Raw genomic sequence first — 15,092 nt, forward strand, 5'->3', positions numbered from 1 at the left:
CACAACCACGCGGCCCGCACGGCGATTCCTGCGGGCCGCTCCCGCAAGGAGCCGATCAGCCGGCGGCCAGTTCCTCCAGGCGGTAGGGCAGGTAGGCCGAGTCGTCCACCAGCGCGGACGCGCCGCGCCACCATCCGAACCACTCGCCGCTGCGCCACATCCAGTCGACCCGCTCGATGGCGGCCACCACGTCGCCCACGGTCCCCCAGCGTTCGCCCAGCTCCTCCCGGGTGACGCCGTGGCGTACGGCCCAGGCCCGCAGGACGCCCGCGGCGGCGGCCGGGATCTCGCGGGCGTAGGGGTCGGGCTTCTCGCCGGGGAGCCGGTGGGGCCCCAGCCCGGCCGCCACCCCCCAGCTCCACTGGGCCTCGGCGGGCCTGGAGTAGCGCAGCGACTGGAAGTCCAGATTGGACCCGAGCGCGTCGTCGGGACGGCGGGCGACGACCGCGTCGAGCCGGCCGCCCGCGTCGAAGTGCACCACGAGCCGCTGGCCCGGCCTGACTCCCGGCGGCAGGGAGAAGCGGTCCTCGGCCTGCCAGGAGTTGAGGTCGACCGCGGCGGCGGGACGGCCCCAGAGCTGGTCGGCGGCGTCGTCGGCGCTCCAGGCGGCCAGCATCTCCAGCGCGGTCAGGTCCGTCCACGGCTCGATCGCGACGGCCGTGCGCAGCACCTCGTCGGGAGAGGGCAGCTTGCCGCCCCTGGGCCGCGTCCACCAGCCGTCGCCCAGCTCGCGGGTGCCGACGAGGAGCGCGGCGATGGCGGCCAGTTCGGCCGATCTGCGGGTGAGGGAGGCGCCGAGCGCGAGCCCGAGCGCGCGGTCGGTCCGTTCGTCGCCGAGCACCGGCCGCACGTCGGCGACCAGGGTCTCGGCGGTCGGGCGCTCGTCGCCCAGCAGGTTGCGTACGATGCGCCTGGCTTCGGTCCGTGCGTCTTCAGCGTGTGCCTGCCGCATACCGCCACGCTACGCCCGGAGATCCTTTTCCGCGAGGGTCGTCGGGGCGCGTCCCTCAGCCACGCCGGCCGCGTCCGCCTCGGGCGAGCAGCCAGCCGACGGCGACGCCGGTGAGGGCGACGCCCGCGCCCATGCCGAAGGAGGCCAGCAGCGCCCACGGGCGGGTCTCGGCGGCCCGTCCGGGAGGCCGCTGGAAGACCGCGGGAGCGGCCTGGGCGGGTGCGGCGTCGGCCGGCTCCTGGGCGGCGGGGAGCGGGGCGCAGAGGTGGCCCTCGACGGCGGAGAAGAACTCCCCCGCCGTGCGCCGGGCCACCGAGCCGAGCATGCGCTGCCCGACCCCGCCGATCATCCCGCCGATCACGGCGTCGGCGTCGTAGTCGACGCGGGTGCCGCCGTCGATCTCGCTCAGGCGCACCTGGACGGTGGCCTCGACCGTGCCGGGCGCGCCCTGGCCGCGCGCCCGCAGGGTGAAGCTCTCCGGCGCGTGCGGCTCGGCCAGCGCCACCTCCCCCTGGTAGACGCCCTTGACGGACGCCACGCCCGCGTTGACCGTCATCCTGTAGGTGTCCGGCCCGGTCTCCTCCAGGCGCTCGCAGCCCGGGATGGTGCGTACGAGCACCGCCGGGTCCTGGAGCGCGGCCCACACTCGATCACGTTGTACGCCGATCACGGCGCTGCCCGCCACCTTCATGCGGCCACTCTAGGCACCGGTGAGCGGCTGGTTAAGGGCAAGACCTGCCAGTCGCGCGACGCGTCGTGCGGATCAGGGCTGGCAAGATGGTGCTCCATGTGCTGGGGGCGTGGAACGGTCTGGGGCGGGGCCGGGCGTGGCGGGCTGGGTCCCGTCGTGCTCGCCGGGGTGCTGTCGGCGCTGGTCGCCGGGTGCGCGCAGGGCGGCACGACCGGCGACGTCGAGCCGGGGCCGTCGGCGAAGCCGTCCGCGACCGGCGCGCGCACTCCCCGGCCCACCCCGCAGGGCCCGCCGGGGGCGCTGCCGCGTGCGGGCGAGGTGGGCCCGATCAGGGGCGAGGACGGCCTGCCCCCGGTGATCAGCTCGATCCCCACCAAGCGCAAGGTCGTCTTCCTGACCATCGACGACGGCTGGGAGCAGGACCCCGGCTTCGTCAAGCTGGTACGCGACCGGCGCGTGCCCATCACCGCCTTCGCCATGCGCGACGCGGTCGAGGCCAAGGGCAGCCCCGACCCGGCGGGCGGCCCCGGCCGCTACGTGGGCGCCGGCAAGTGGGGATATTTCCGGCAGCTCCGCGATCTCCACGTGCCCATCGAGAACCACACGCTGACCCACCCCGACCTGCGCCGCCTGCCCTTCGACGGCCAGCGCCGCGAGATCTGCGGCTCGGCCCAGGTGGTCGGCAAGGAGATCGGGACCCGGCCGTCCCTGTTCCGGCCGCCGTTCGGCAGCTACAACACCGACACGCTGCGGGCCGCCCGGCGCTGCGGGATGAAGGCCGTGCTGCTGTGGACGGCCACCGTCCAGCCGGGCGGCAAGATCGCCTACCAGGTGCCCGACAAGCGCCTGCGTCCCGGCGACATCCTGCTCCTGCACTTCCGCCCCAACCTGGCGGCGGACTTCCGCGTGCTGATCGACAAGATCCGGCGGCGCGGTTTCGAGCTGGGCAATCTCCAGGCCTACCTGGACGCCTCCGGCGGGGTCCGCCGGGCGGGGTAGAGAACGATCCGCCCGGCGGGTGACGCGCCGGGACGCACCCGTACGGAATCCTCGACGAGTAGCCAGAAAACGGGGGATGTGACCAAGGTCGCATCGCGATGCTCTACGCCCTGTAGTACTACTACAGGTAGAAGTACTACAGCCTGTAGAGCGATGAGCGGGTGGGGAACAGATGGACGCGCTTGACCTGGCACGGTGGCAGTTCGGGGTCACCACCGTGTACCACTTCTTGTTCGTACCCCTGACCATCGGTCTGGGCATCTTCGTGGCGGGCCTGCAGACGGCCTGGCACCGTACGGGCAAAGAGCACTACCTCAAGCTCACGAAGTTCTTCGGGAAGCTGTTCCTGATCAACTTCGCCATGGGCGTGGTGACCGGCATCGTGCAGGAGTTCCAGTTCGGCATGAACTGGAGTGAGTACTCCACGTTCGTCGGGGACGTGTTCGGCGCCCCGCTGGCCATGGAGGCGCTGCTGGCCTTCTTCATGGAGTCCACGTTCCTCGGCCTGTGGATCTTCGGCTGGGACCGGCTGCCGAAGAAGGCGCACCTGGCCAGCATCTGGGCCGCCGCCATCGGATCGAACCTGTCGGCCTACTTCATCCTCGCGGCCAACGCCTGGATGAAGCACCCGGTCGGCTACGAGGTCGTGGACGGCAAGGCCAGGATGACCGACCTGTGGGCGGTGCTGACCAACTCCACGGCGGTCGCGCAGGTCCCCCACGTCATCGGGGCGGCGTTCATCGTGGCGGGCGGGTTCGTGCTGGCGGTCAGCGGCTACTGGCTGCTCAGGACGCGCGCGCCGATGTGGCGCAGCGCCGCCCGGGGCGCGCTGGTCATGACGGCGATCGCGGGGGCGGTCGTCGCGGGCACCGGCGACATGTCGGCCAAGCTGATGTACGAGCAGCAGCCCATGAAGCTGGCCTCCGCCGAGGGCCTGGAGCGCGACACCGCCGGGGCGGCCTTCTCCCTCGCGCCCGGCATCGAGATCCCGAAGGTCCTCAGCTTCCTGGCCACCAACGACCTCAACGCCACCGTCCAGGGCACCGAGGACCTGCAGAAGCGCTTCGAGCAGCAGTTCGGCCCCGGCGACTACCGGCCCGACCAGACGATCGTGTTCTGGTCGTTCCGCGTGATGATCGTGTTCGGCATGGCCACGGCGGGGCTGGCGCTGCTCGGGCTCTGGCTGACCCGGCGCAGGCGCGAGGTGCCGTCCTGGCTGGCGCGGGCGCTGCTGCTCGCGCTGCCGCTGCCGTTCGCCGCAGTGATCGCGGGCTGGCTGCTGAGCGAGATCGGCCGGCAGCCGTGGACGGTCGCCGGCGAGCTGCTGACCGCCTCCAGCGTCTCGCCCGGCGTGACCCTGGCCGAGGTCGCCATCTCGCTGACCGTCTTCACGCTCCTGTACGGCGGCCTCGCCGTGGCCGAGGTCGTCCTGCTGGCCAAGCATGTGCGCAAGGGCGTCGAGGAGCCGCAGCCGGCTCCCGAGGCGCAGCCGCTCGAACCGTCGCTGATGTACTAGAGGGACCAGACCATGATCAACCTGTGGTTCGTCATCATCGCCTTCCTCTGGACCGGGTACTTCGTCCTCGAAGGCTTCGACTTCGGCGTCGGCCTGCTGGCGCCGCTCCTGAGCAGGAACGCCGCCGAGCAGCGTCAGAGCCTGCAGACCATCGGCCCGGTCTGGGACGGCAACGAGGTGTGGCTGATCACGGCGGTCGGCGCCATGTTCGCCGCGTTCCCCGCCTGGTACTCCGGCCTGTTCAGCGCCTTCTACCTGCCCGTCACGCTCATCCTGGTCGGCCTGATCGTGCGCGGCGTCGGGCTCGAATGGCGCGGCAAGGTCGCCAACCCGATCTGGTGCGACGTCGGCATCCTGGTCGGCAGCGGCCTCCCGGCCTTCCTGTGGGGCGCGATCTTCGCCGACGTGCTGTTCGACAGCGGCCCGGCGGCCCTGGTCGGCGGGGTGTTCACGCTGACGCTCTGCGTGCTGCACGGCGCGGTCTTCCTGGCGCTGCGGACCACCGGCCCGGTGCGCCGCCGGGCCAGGACCGCCGCCATGGCCGCGGCGGCGGTGGCCATCCCGGTGGCCGTGCTCGCCCTGTCGAACCTGGGCTCACCGCCCGCCCTGGCCGCCATGGCCGCGCTGGCCGCCGCCGCCGCGCTGATCTGGCGGCGCAGGGAGGGCTGGGCGTTCGGCGCGACGGCCGCGGGCATCGTGCTGGCCACGCTGGCGGTCTTCATCGAGCTGCGCGTCGCGCCGCTGCCGGGGCTGACGCTGGCGCAGGCCGCCTCGGGGCCGTACACGCTGACGATGCTGAGCTGGATCGGGCTGATCACGCTGCCGTTCGTGCTGGTCTACCAGGGCTGGACGTACTGGGTGTTCCGCAAGCGGGTCATCCTGACGGCGGCGTAGGGCCCGCTAACCGACCTTGCGCATCTGGTTCGTGCGGTGGTCCTTCAGGTGGAGGTCGCCGCCGAGCCGCTCCTTCAGCAGCTCCAGCACCTTGCGGCTGGACAGCACGGTCCACAGGTTGCCGACCAGGTGGGGGTTGTACTCGGGGGCGGCGTCCATCCAGGCGTCCTTGCCGGACTGGCTGGCGAACGTCGTGACGAAGAACTGGCCGTCGGGGGTCCGGCAGTAGCCCGTACGGATCTCGGCGGCGTCCACCTGCATGCGCGGCTTGCAGCCGACCTTGGCGGCGAGCTGTTCGACGGTCTGCGGCGCCGCCGCCCGCGGGGCGCTCGGACCGGGCGCCGCGGAGCCGCCCCCGGAGGAGCAGGCGGCGACCAGCCCGGCCAGCAGCGCGAGAGCGGCCAGACGTGGAAATGTCGTCATGTGCGGAGGTACGCACGGCCGCCCGCGCCGGTTCAGCGCAGGACGACGCAGCCCCGGGCGCGCAGGAGATCGAGCACCGGCGGGTCGTCGTAGAGCTTGTTCCAGCGCAGGTCGAGCTTGCGCAGCCCGGTCAGCGCCGCGAGCGAGTCGGGCAGCTCGCGCAGCCGGTTGTTGCGCAGGTCGAGATGGGTGAGCCCGGACGGCAGCACGGGCAGCTCGCTCAGGTGGTTGTTGCGCAGGTCGAGCACGCGCAACCCGGTCAGCGCCGCGAGGGAGGCGGGCAGCCTGGTCAGCCGGTTGCCCTGCAGGTGCAGCTCGCGCAGGCTGCCGAGCCCGCCGACGGTCTCGGGCAGCGCCTCCAGCCGGTTGTTGTACAGCCGCAGCTCCACCAGGGACGTCATCGACCCGAGCGCGTCCGGGAGCCTGGTCAGCCGGTTGTCGGTCAGGTTGAGGTAGGCCAGCCGGTCGAGGCGGCCGAGCGCGGCGGGGACGTCGGTGAAGCCGTTGTCGCTCAGGTAGAGGTAGTCGGTGAGCGGCAGGTCGCCCACCTCGGGCGGGATCGAGGCGAGCCGGTTGTGGCCGAGGTCGAGCATGCGCAGCCGGGTCAGGCCGCCGATGTCCGGGGAGATCTCGGTGAGGGCGTTCTCGGCGAGGTTGAGGGATTCGAGCGCGGTCAGCTTCCACAACGCGGCGGGCACGGAGGTCAGCCGGTTGCCGCCGAGCGCCAGGTGGCGCAGGCGCGGGCCGAGGTCGCCGGGCAGACGCTCGATCCGGTTGCCGTAGAGGAACAGGGTCTCCAGGCCGGGCGGGCAGGCGGGGACCTCGCTCAGCTCGTTGCCGTCGAGGTGCAGGGCGCGCAGCGCGGTCAGGCCGGACAGGCCGGGCAGCCCGCGCAGCCGGTTGCCGTCGAGCCGCAGCTCCTCCAGCGAGCCGAGCCCGGCCACCCGGTCGGGCACGTGCGTGATCCCGTTCCAGGCCAGGTCGATCGTCCGCACGTCGTCGGGGACGTCGGGGAAGGCGGTCAGGCCGGCGCCGGGAGCGAGCATGCCGCAGATCATCGCATACGCAGCCCGAACAGGTCGGACGGCGAGATGGGCATGCGGTCGATCTCGATGCCCTCGGCGTCCTCGATCGCCGAGGCGATGACCGCCGACACCGGGATCACGCCGGCCTCGCCCGCGCCCTTGATGCCGAGCGGGTTGAGCGGCGAGGGCGTCTCCAGGTGGGCGGTCTCGATCGGGGGGATCTCGGTGGCGTACGGCATGAGGAAGTCCATGAAGGAGGCGTTGACGAGCTGGCCGTGGACGTCGTACTCCATGCGCTCGTACAGGGCGCCGCCGATGCCCTGGGCCACTCCCCCGTGGATCTGGCCCTCCACGATCATCGGGTTGATCAGCCGGCCGCAGTCGTGCACGACGGCGTACCTGACGACCTTGATCTCGGCGGTGTCCGGGTCGGTCTCCACGATGGCCGCGTGCATACCGGAGGCGAACGTGGACCTGATCGGCGAGTAGTAGCCGCGCCCTTCCAGGCCCGGCTCGTCGCCCTCGGCCACCGGCGGCCGGGACGGGTCGGCCACGCCGGAGAACTGGGTCGCCCTGGCCGTCTCCTCGTCGAAGGCGTACCGCAGCGGGTTGGCCAGCACGGCCACCGTCGAGAGTGGGATCGCGGCGGTCGGCGCGCCGACGACGTGCACCATGCCGTCGTCGATCTCCAGGTCGGCCGGGTCGGCCTCCAGCGCCTCGGCCGCGATGCGCAGGGCCTTCTCCTTGACCTTCCGGCAGGCCAGGGCGATGGCGTTGCCGCTGACGACGGCGGCCCGGGAGGCGAAGGTGCCCACCGCGTACCCGAACCTGCGGGTGTCGCCGGTGACCACGCTGACGCGGTCGATGGGCACGCCCAGCTCGGCGGCGGCGATCTGGGCGAAGGCGGTCTCGTGGCCCTGCCCCTGGGAGGTCAGGCCGGTCGAGACGTGCACCCGGCCGTCGGAGGTGATCTGCACGTGCCCGCCCTCGTACGGGCCGACCCCGGTGCCCTCGACGTAGCAGCCGATGCCGATCCCCCGGCCGGGACGCCGCTCGAAGGTGTCCCAGCCGATCAGCTCCTTGATCATGCGGAGCATCTCCGGGTAGTTCCCGCTGTCGTAGACGAGCGGGCGGCCGTCCTGGAAGATCATCCCCTGGTCGTACGGGAACTCCTCGGGCCGGATGAAGTTGGCCGCGCGCACCTCGGTCCGGTCCTTGCCGAGGTAGCGGGCGATCTTGTCCATGGTCCGCTCCATACAGAACACGCCCTGCGGGCGGCCGGCCCCGCGGTAGGGCGTGACCTGCACGGTGTTGGTGTAGACCGCGGTGAACTCGACCCGGTAGGCCCCCGGCTTGTACGGCCCCAGCAACTGCGTGGAGGTGACGATGGGGACGATGATCCCGTACGGCGTGTAGGCGCCGTGGTCGTGCAGGATCGTCACGTCCAGGCCCAGGACGCGGCCGTCGTCGTCGAAGCCGACGCGCACGTGGTGGATCTGGGCGCGTTCGTGGGCCGAGGAGATGAAGTGCTCCCTGCGGTCCTCGGTCCACTTGATCTCGCGGCCGAGCGTCATCGCGGCCCACGGCACCAGGATCTCCTCCGGCCACGGGTGCACGATCTTGACGCCGAAGCCGCCGCCGACGTCCGGCGCGATCACCTCGACCTGCGGCAGCGGCAGCCCGAGCGCGGCGGCGACGGCCATGCGCACGCTGGTGGAGGTCTGCGTGCTGGAGTGCACGCGCAGGTCGCGGCCGTCCCAGCGGGCGTGCACGCCGCGCCCCTCCAGGGGCGTGCTGGCGCTGCGCTCGATGTCGAGCCGGAAGGCCAGCGTGTGCGGCGCGCCCTCGACGGCCTCGCGCGCGCCCCTGCCGTCGGCCCCCGGCACCTCCTGGACGAGGTGCGCCCCCACGTTCCCCGGCACGTCCTCGTGCACGAGCTGGACGCCCTGCACCGCCTCGGCCAGGCCGACGACCGGCTTGAGCGGCTCGTAGGCGACCTCGATGAGCGCGCAGGCGTCCTCGGCGGCGTACCGGTCGGCGGCCACGACCATGACCACGGGCTCGCCCACGTGCCGCACGACCTCCCTGGCCAGCGGGTACGCCGTGCGCCCGTGGGTGAGCGCCGGGTGCGGGATGAGCAGCGGCAGCGGCCGGCCGACCCGCTCGGGCAGGTCCTCCCAGGTGTAGATCGCGACCAGGCCCGGCACGTCGAGCGCGGCGGACACGTCGATGTCGCCGACGCGGGCGTGGGCGTGGGGCGACCTGACGAACGCGGCGGCGAGCGCGTCGCGGCCGAGGTCGTCGAGGTAGCGGCCCTGGCCGGTGAGCAGTCTCGGGTCCTCCCGCCGCTGCACCGGCTCACCGAACAGTCTGGTGCTCACGACACCTCCACACACGGCCCACCGACTGGAACCAGGCTCATGACTCCTCCGCCAGCAGCTCGGCGGCGCGGTGGACGGCCTTGATGATGTTCTGGTAGCCGGTGCACCGGCACAGGTTGCCGGAGACGCCTTCGAGCACCTCTTCGTGGGTGGGCGCCGGGTTGTCGGCCAGCAGGGCGGTCACCGTGCACAGGAAGCCCGGGGTGCAGAAGCCGCACTGCAGGCCATGGCACTCGGCGAAGGCCCGCTGCACCGGCGAGAGCCCGTCCGGGCCGGCCAGGCCCTCGACGGTGGTGATCTCGCGCCCGTCCACGGTGACCGCGAACGTCAGGCACGACCGGACCGGCTCGCCGTCGAGCAGCACCGTGCAGCAGCCGCAGACGCCGTGCTCGCAGCCGACGTGGGTGCCGGTCAGGCCGAGGTCGTGACGCAGGCAGTCGGACAGCAGGCGGCGTCCGGGGACGCTGACCCGCCTGGCCGTGCCGTTCACGGTCAGCGTGATCTCATGTTCCACCGGTCGCCGTCCCCTCCCGTGCCGCTTCGCGCAGTGCCCGTTCGGCCAGCACGCCCACCAGGTGCCGCCGGTAGGCCGCGGTGGCGTGGATGTCCCCCTCGGGGTCGGTGCCCTCCCGCACGGTCCGCGCGACGACGGGCCAGTCGACGCCCGCGGCCGGCCGGTGGCCGCACTCGCGCGTCACGTCCATCAGGACGGGGACCGGGCCCACGCCGACGCAGGCGACCCGGGCCGCGGCGATGCGCAGGTCGTCATCGAGCGTGACCACGGCGCAGACGCCGGCCAGGGCGTAGTCGCCGTGCCGCCGGGACACCTCCTGGAACGCCGTCCCGGCCCGTCCGCCGAGCGCCGGGAAGTACGCCGACACGGCCAGCTCGCCGGGGCGGACGTCGGACTCCATGGGCCCGACGAAGAACTCCCGGGCCGGCACGTCCCGCTCGGTGATCCCGGCGGCGCTCCAGCGGGCCAGCCGTACCGAGCCGCCCAGGACGGCCAGCACCGCGGGCAGCTCGGCGGCCGGATCGGCGTGCACCAGGCTCCCGACGACCGTGCCCCGGTTGCGGATCACGGGGTGGGCGACCAGCCGCAGCGCCTTCGTCAGCAGCGGGTGCGCGCCGGACCGGGCCACCCGCGAGTGCCGGGCCAGCGCGCCCACGCGCACCCCGTCGCCGCCCGCCTCCACGGTGTCCAGGACGGCCAGGCGGTTGATGTCGACGACGTGGCCGGGGGCGGCCAGCCGCATGTTGAGCATGGGGATCAGGCTCTGGCCGCCGGCCAGCACCTTGCCGTCTACCTCCGCGAGCGTCCGCAGCGCCTCGCCGAGGTCGCGGGGCGCGTGGTAGGCGAACGGCGGCGGCTTCACCCGGCCTCGCCCTGGACCGGCCGCGGGGAGCGTCCGGCGATGACGCGCAGCAGGTGGTAGCCGCCCACCACCACGACGGTGCCGAGCGCGATGCCCTCAAGGGAGAAGTCTCCGCCGATCATGTGCGTCACCGGTCCGATCGCCAGGATGATGCCCGCGCCGATCGGGACCATGTTGACCGGGTCGGCGAAATCCACCCGGTTCTCGATCCAGATCTTGGCGCCGAGTAGTCCGATCATGCCGTACAGGATGACGGTGACGCCGCCGAGCACGCCGCCCGGCGTGGCGGCGACCAGCGCGCCGAACTTCGGGCACAGGCCGAACAGGATCGCGATCACGCCGGCGATGTAATAGGCGGCCGTGGAGTAGACCTTGGTGGCGGCCATGACGCCGATGTTCTCGGCGTAGGTGGTCGTGGGCGAGCCGCCGACGGCGCTGGTGACGACGGTGGCGGCGCCGTCGGCGATGATCGCCCGGCCGATGTAGGGGTCGACGTCGGTGCCGGTCATCTCGCCGACGGCCTTGACGTGACCGACGTTCTCGGCGATGAGCGCGATCACCGCGGGCAGCACGAGCAGCACCGCGGAGAAGCGGAAGTCGGGCGCGTGGAAGTCCGGCAGCCCGAACCAGTCGGCCTTGGCCACGGCGTCGAAGCTGACCCGGTCGTGCGGGAAGGCCGTGGCCACGCAGTACGTGCCCTCCGCCGGGCAGGCCGCGCCGGCCGCGTCGCGCAGGTTCTGGCCGGGCAGCACGGAGGTGACCGGACCGGCCGCCCGGTCCAGCACCCACGACAGCGCGAACCCGGCGACCAGCCCGATCAGCACCCCGACGCGCCCGGCGAACCCCTTGAACGCCACGATCACGACGAACGTCACCAGCATCGTCACCAGCGCCACCCACTGGTCCTGCCCCCAGTAGACGTCGGCGACCACGTACGCCAGCCCGAACCCGATGAGCATCACCACCGCGCCGGTGACGACGGGCGGGAAGATCCGGTGGATGATCTGCACCCCGAGCAGGTGCACGGCCAGCCCCGCGAGCGCCAGCACGAGCCCGGCCACCAGGATCGAGCCGGTCACGAGGGCGTCCGCGACGGACTGGTCGGTGCCGACGGCGGCCCTGATGGCGAACACGCCGCCGACGAACGACGCGCTGGTGCCCAGGTAGCTGGGCACCTTGCCCTTCACGATCAGCAGGAACATGATCGTCGCGACGCCCGACATCATCACGGCGACGTTCGGGTCGAGCCCCATGACCAGCGGGAACACGAACGTGGCGCCGAACATCGCGATCACGTGCTGGGCGCCGAAGCCGACCATGCGCGGCCAGCTCAGCCGCTCGTCGGGCCTGACCACCTCGCCGGGCGCCAGATGCCTGCCGTCACCGTGTCTGGTCCATCCGAAAACCATCTGCGCCCTCTCTTCCGGGCCGGCGACCGTGCCTTTGCGGGCACATTAGGACCGCCGCAAGGCGGCTACACGGGCATGATCTGCCAAACATCCCGCGGTCACCAGAGCGAACCTCTCGTACGGGAGGGTCGCCGGCCGGAAAGAGAGGGGTTATCGGCCGGTTTCGGGCACCGGTTCGCGGCGCGTGGCGCGCAGCAGGTGATAGCCGACGAGCAGCACGATCGTGCCGAGCGCGATGCCGCTCAGGGAGAACGTGCTGGTGATCGGGAACGCGACCGGACCGATGGCGATGATGATGCCCGCGCCGACCGGGACCAGGTTGACCGGGTCGGACAGGTTCACCTTGTTCTCGATCCAGATCTTGGCGCCGAGGAGGCCGATCATGCCGTACAGGATGGTGGTGACGCCGCCGAGCACGCCGTCGGGGGTCGCGGCCACGAGCGCGCCGAACTTGGGGCACAGGCCGAACAGGATCGCGATGACCGCCGCGATGTAGTAGGCGGCCGTGGAGTAGACCTTGGTGGCCGCCATGACGCCGATGTTCTCGGCGTACGTGGTGGTGGCCGGGCCGCCGACCGAGGTGGCGACCACGGTGCCGACGCCGTCGGCCATGATGGCGCGGCCCATGTAGCCGTCGACGTCCGCGCCGGTCATCTCGCCGACGGCCTTGACGTGGCCGACGTTCTCGGCGATGAGCGCGATCACGACCGGCAGCACCAGCACGATCGCCGACACCTCGAACACGGGCCCGTGCAGCGACGGCAGGCCGATCCAGTCGGCCTTGGCGACGCCCTGGAGGTCGACGCGGAAGTGCTCGGTCACCTTGCCGGTGGCGTCGGGGGACAGGATCTTGCCGCCCACCAGGTCCCAGACCCACGACAGCACGAACCCGAAGACCAGGCCGAGCAGCACGCCGATCCGCCCGAGGAAGCCCTTGAAGACCCCGATGAACACGAACGTGGCCGCCATCGTGAGCAGCGCCACCCACGGGTCCTTGGGCCAGTAGACGTCGGCCGCGACGTAGGCCATGCCGAACCCGATCAGCATCACCACGCCGCCGGTGACGATCGGCGGGAAGACGCGGTGGATGATCTGCACGCCCAGCAGGTGGATGGCCAGCCCGCACAGGCCCAGCACGACGCCGACGGCCAGCAGCGCGCCGGTGACGGTCGCGTCGCCGCCCCCGGCCGCCCGGATCGCCACCACGGCCCCCACGAAGGACGCGCTGGACCCGACGTAACTGGGGATCCTGCCCTTGACGATCAGCAGGAACAGGATCGTCGCGACGCCGGACATCATCACGGCCAGGTTCGCGTCGAGCCCCATGACCAGCGGGAACACGAACGTCGCGCCGAACATCGCGATGACGTGCTGGGCGCCGATGCCCACCATCCTGGGCCAGGAGAGCCGCTCGTCAGGCTTGACGACCTCTCCCGGCGTCAGATGTTTCCCGTCGCCGTGCAGCTTCCACCTGAACACCGCGAACCCACCTCAATCTTCCGCCTGACCAGCGGCGACGTCTTCCGAACATGTCGGAGAGCACAATAAGGGGTGTCGCGACCATCCGGATACGGCGGGCCGTTATTGCACGTGGATCGTGAACCCGTCGCCGCTGACCACCTGGCCCGTGCGGATCTTGGCCGTCTTCCGCAGCTCGACCTCGCCGTCGACCTGGACCAGGCCCTCGGCGATGAGATGTTTGGCCATGCCGCCGGTCTCGGTGACCCCGCAGTACTTCAGCAGGTCGCACAGCGGGATGTACTCGGAACGCAGTTCGAAATCCAGATCCACGAGCCCCAAGCCTAGATGCCGCGCATGCGCAGCACGTGCAGGGCCAGGGTCAGGTTGAGCCGCAGGTGGGGGTCGTCGGTGAAGTTGCCGAGCAGGCGTTCCAGCTTCCCGATCCGGTAGCGCAGCGTGTTGTAGTGGAAGTGCAGCCTGCGGGCGGTCTCGGCGACGTTGAGATTGGTCTCCAGGAGCACCTGGAGGGTGCGCCGCAGGTCGGCGTTCTCGGCGTCTTCGTCCCAGGCCAGCGGGCCCAGCGTCTCGCGGACGAACGCGTGCAGCTCGCCGGTGTCGTTCACCAGCGACAGCAGCCGGTAGACGCCGAGCTGGTCGAAGTGCGCGACCGCGCCGGGCCCGTGGAGCTGCCGGCCCACCCGGGCCGCCTTCAGCGCCTGCGAGTACGCCTCCGGCAGCGTCCCGGCCCCCGGGCTCGGCCGCGAGGTCCCGGTCGAGAACGTCGCGGGCGGTACGTCGGCGAACGCCGAGGCCGCGTCCTTGGCCACCCTGGCGGCGTCGAGCGAGGCGTCCACCACGGCGACGACCTCGTGCGAGAACCCGGCCACCGCGCCGCGCGGGTCGTGCCGCCGGACGGCCGCCGTCCAGCAGGACACCAGCCGGTCCTGGGCGCTGCGCTCGTCGCCGTCGGGGTCGAGCTCGGCCACCAGCACGATCACCGGCCGCGCCAGGTCCCAGCCGAACGCCCTGGCCCTGGCGTTGACCCGCTCGGCCGTCCCGGCCCGGCCGGTGAGCACGTCGCGCAGGAAGTCGGCCCGGTACTTGCTCTCGACGGCGTTGACCGCCTCCTGCCGGGTCACCACCAGCGCGGCGACGGTCGCGGCGCGTTCGAGGATGCCGATGTCGCTGTCCCTGATCGCGCCGGTGGCGCTGTAGGCGACGATCCGGCCGTGGTGGTGACCGCCGGCCAGCACGGGGGCCGAGGCGAACGCCCTGCCGCGCCCGGACGCGTCGGCGGTCCGCGCGGGCGGCGGGCCCTCCCGGGAGATCGACTCGCGCAGCGCGGCGACGTGCTCGGCCGCCCCGGCGGTGGCCAGGACCCGGCCGGAGCCGTCCACGGCGGCCACGGCCACGTCGAGGAGCTGGGCCACCTCGGCGGCGACCTCGTTCAGCCCGCCGCCGGCCAGCACCACGTGGACCAGCGCCCGGTGCGCCTCCTCGGCGCGGGCGAGCACGGCGGCCTGGCGGTTGAGTATGTCGGTGAGCACCTGGTTGAGGATGTCGTCGAAGCCGACGTCGTTGGGCAGCAGGATGAGCGGGAAGCCGAGCCGGTCGGCCTGCTCGGTCATCTCGGCGGGCAGCTCGTCCACGTACCGGCCGAGTTTGATCGCCAGGGCGGCCAGGCCGCGCTCGTCCAGGTCGGCGACCAGGCGGCCGAGCGACTGCGGCGTGTTGCGCAGCGGGTAGCCGGTGGTCAGCAGCAGCTCGTGCGGCTTGACCCAGGCCAGGATGTCGGGCACCTCCATGACGTTGAGCCGCTGCACGATGCGTCCGAGCCCGCTCTCCCCCGCGATCAGCCTGGCCTCGGCCAGTGTCGAGACGCCGAGCACCTCTCCGACGGAGACGCCGTGGATGATCGTTCCGGTGCTGGCCAGACGCACGGGGGGCTCCATGTGGTGATTGTGA

At 72.2% G+C, this 15,092-nt stretch carries 14 protein-coding genes; 3 read left to right on the plus strand and 11 right to left on the minus strand.

Features of this window, described 5'->3' with window-relative positions; translation table 11 throughout:
* Positions 1-55: 55 nt before the first annotated feature.
* Positions 56-952 (minus strand): hypothetical protein, encoded by an 897-nt coding sequence (locus tag AB0J97_RS18140; RefSeq protein ID WP_364089816.1) that lies wholly within the window; start codon positions 950-952, stop codon positions 56-58.
* Between the two features lie 55 nt (positions 953-1,007).
* Positions 1,008-1,643, minus strand: coding sequence for a carbon monoxide dehydrogenase subunit G (locus tag AB0J97_RS18145; protein WP_364089819.1), 636 nt, complete (start codon positions 1,641-1,643; stop codon positions 1,008-1,010).
* Positions 1,644-1,739: 96 nt separating this feature from the next.
* On the opposite strand from AB0J97_RS18145, the gene AB0J97_RS18150 reads away from it, so the two are divergent.
* The 3 genes from AB0J97_RS18150 to cydB all read left to right on the plus strand — a co-directional run bounded on the left by AB0J97_RS18150 (position 1,740) and on the right by cydB (position 5,052).
* Positions 1,740-2,642 (plus strand): polysaccharide deacetylase family protein, encoded by a 903-nt coding sequence (locus AB0J97_RS18150; protein WP_364089822.1) that lies wholly within the window; start codon positions 1,740-1,742, stop codon positions 2,640-2,642.
* Positions 2,643-2,814: 172 nt separating this feature from the next.
* Positions 2,815-4,158, plus strand: coding sequence for a cytochrome ubiquinol oxidase subunit I (locus AB0J97_RS18155; protein WP_357698222.1), 1,344 nt, complete (start codon positions 2,815-2,817; stop codon positions 4,156-4,158).
* Positions 4,159-4,170: 12 nt separating this feature from the next.
* Positions 4,171-5,052 carry a cytochrome d ubiquinol oxidase subunit II gene (cydB, locus tag AB0J97_RS18160; protein WP_364089825.1) on the plus strand — a complete coding sequence of 294 codons (882 nt, stop codon included), beginning with the start codon at positions 4,171-4,173 and terminating at the stop codon, positions 5,050-5,052.
* Positions 5,053-5,058: 6 nt separating this feature from the next.
* Here cydB and AB0J97_RS18165 read toward each other — a convergent pair whose 3' ends face one another.
* The 9 genes from AB0J97_RS18165 to AB0J97_RS18205 form a co-directional block, all read right to left on the minus strand.
* A complete protein-coding gene (locus AB0J97_RS18165; protein ID WP_364089828.1) occupies positions 5,059-5,475 on the minus strand; it encodes a hypothetical protein in 417 nt (138 codons plus the stop codon).
* 32 nt (positions 5,476-5,507) lie between these two features.
* Positions 5,508-6,521, minus strand: a complete 1,014-nt coding sequence (locus AB0J97_RS18170; RefSeq protein WP_364089831.1) for a leucine-rich repeat domain-containing protein — start codon at positions 6,519-6,521, stop codon at positions 5,508-5,510.
* Positions 6,522-6,529: 8 nt separating this feature from the next.
* Positions 6,530-8,881: an aerobic carbon-monoxide dehydrogenase large subunit gene (gene cutA, locus AB0J97_RS18175; protein ID WP_364089834.1), complete on the minus strand. Its 2,352-nt coding sequence runs from the start codon at positions 8,879-8,881 to the stop codon at positions 6,530-6,532.
* 37 nt (positions 8,882-8,918) lie between these two features.
* On the minus strand, positions 8,919-9,395 hold the full coding sequence (locus AB0J97_RS18180; protein WP_357698213.1) for a (2Fe-2S)-binding protein: 477 nt from the start codon (positions 9,393-9,395) through the stop codon (positions 8,919-8,921).
* Positions 9,385-10,257, minus strand: coding sequence for an FAD binding domain-containing protein (locus AB0J97_RS18185; RefSeq protein WP_364089838.1), 873 nt, complete (start codon positions 10,255-10,257; stop codon positions 9,385-9,387). Before AB0J97_RS18185 ends, AB0J97_RS18180 begins: the two co-directional genes overlap by 11 nt.
* Complete coding sequence (locus AB0J97_RS18190; protein ID WP_364089841.1) at positions 10,254-11,666, minus strand: solute carrier family 23 protein; 1,413 nt, start codon at positions 11,664-11,666, stop codon at positions 10,254-10,256. Before AB0J97_RS18190 ends, AB0J97_RS18185 begins: the two co-directional genes overlap by 4 nt.
* A gap of 150 nt (positions 11,667-11,816) precedes the next feature.
* Complete coding sequence (locus tag AB0J97_RS18195; RefSeq protein WP_357698207.1) at positions 11,817-13,145, minus strand: solute carrier family 23 protein; 1,329 nt, start codon at positions 13,143-13,145, stop codon at positions 11,817-11,819.
* A 102-nt stretch (positions 13,146-13,247) separates the two neighbouring features.
* Complete coding sequence (locus tag AB0J97_RS18200; protein ID WP_352363868.1) at positions 13,248-13,457, minus strand: RNA-binding S4 domain-containing protein; 210 nt, start codon at positions 13,455-13,457, stop codon at positions 13,248-13,250.
* 11 nt (positions 13,458-13,468) lie between these two features.
* Positions 13,469-15,079 (minus strand): PucR family transcriptional regulator ligand-binding domain-containing protein, encoded by a 1,611-nt coding sequence (locus tag AB0J97_RS18205; protein ID WP_364089846.1) that lies wholly within the window; start codon positions 15,077-15,079, stop codon positions 13,469-13,471.
* Between the last annotated feature and the right edge of the window lie 13 nt (positions 15,080-15,092).

This window comes from Nonomuraea sp. NPDC049607 (assembly GCF_040675375.1).
GTDB lineage: Bacteria > Actinomycetota > Actinomycetes > Streptosporangiales > Streptosporangiaceae > Nonomuraea.

Bases quoted from the DNA above. Each gene is read 5' to 3' on its own strand.
- AB0J97_RS18140 (WP_364089816.1), bottom strand. From the start codon at position 952: ATGCGGCAGGCACACGCTGAAGACGCACGGACCGAAGCCAGGCGCATC.
- AB0J97_RS18170 (WP_364089831.1), bottom strand. From the start codon at position 6,521: ATGCTCGCTCCCGGCGCCGGCCTGACCGCCTTCCCCGACGTCCCCGAC.
- AB0J97_RS18205 (WP_364089846.1), bottom strand. From the start codon at position 15,079: ATGGAGCCCCCCGTGCGTCTGGCCAGCACCGGAACGATCATCCACGGC.
- AB0J97_RS18145 (WP_364089819.1), bottom strand. From the start codon at position 1,643: ATGAAGGTGGCGGGCAGCGCCGTGATCGGCGTACAACGTGATCGAGTG.
- AB0J97_RS18190 (WP_364089841.1), bottom strand. From the start codon at position 11,666: ATGGTTTTCGGATGGACCAGACACGGTGACGGCAGGCATCTGGCGCCC.
- AB0J97_RS18165 (WP_364089828.1), bottom strand. From the start codon at position 5,475: ATGACGACATTTCCACGTCTGGCCGCTCTCGCGCTGCTGGCCGGGCTG.
- AB0J97_RS18150 (WP_364089822.1), top strand. From the start codon at position 1,740: ATGTGCTGGGGGCGTGGAACGGTCTGGGGCGGGGCCGGGCGTGGCGGG.
- cydB (WP_364089825.1), top strand. From the start codon at position 4,171: ATGATCAACCTGTGGTTCGTCATCATCGCCTTCCTCTGGACCGGGTAC.
- AB0J97_RS18155 (WP_357698222.1), top strand. From the start codon at position 2,815: ATGGACGCGCTTGACCTGGCACGGTGGCAGTTCGGGGTCACCACCGTG.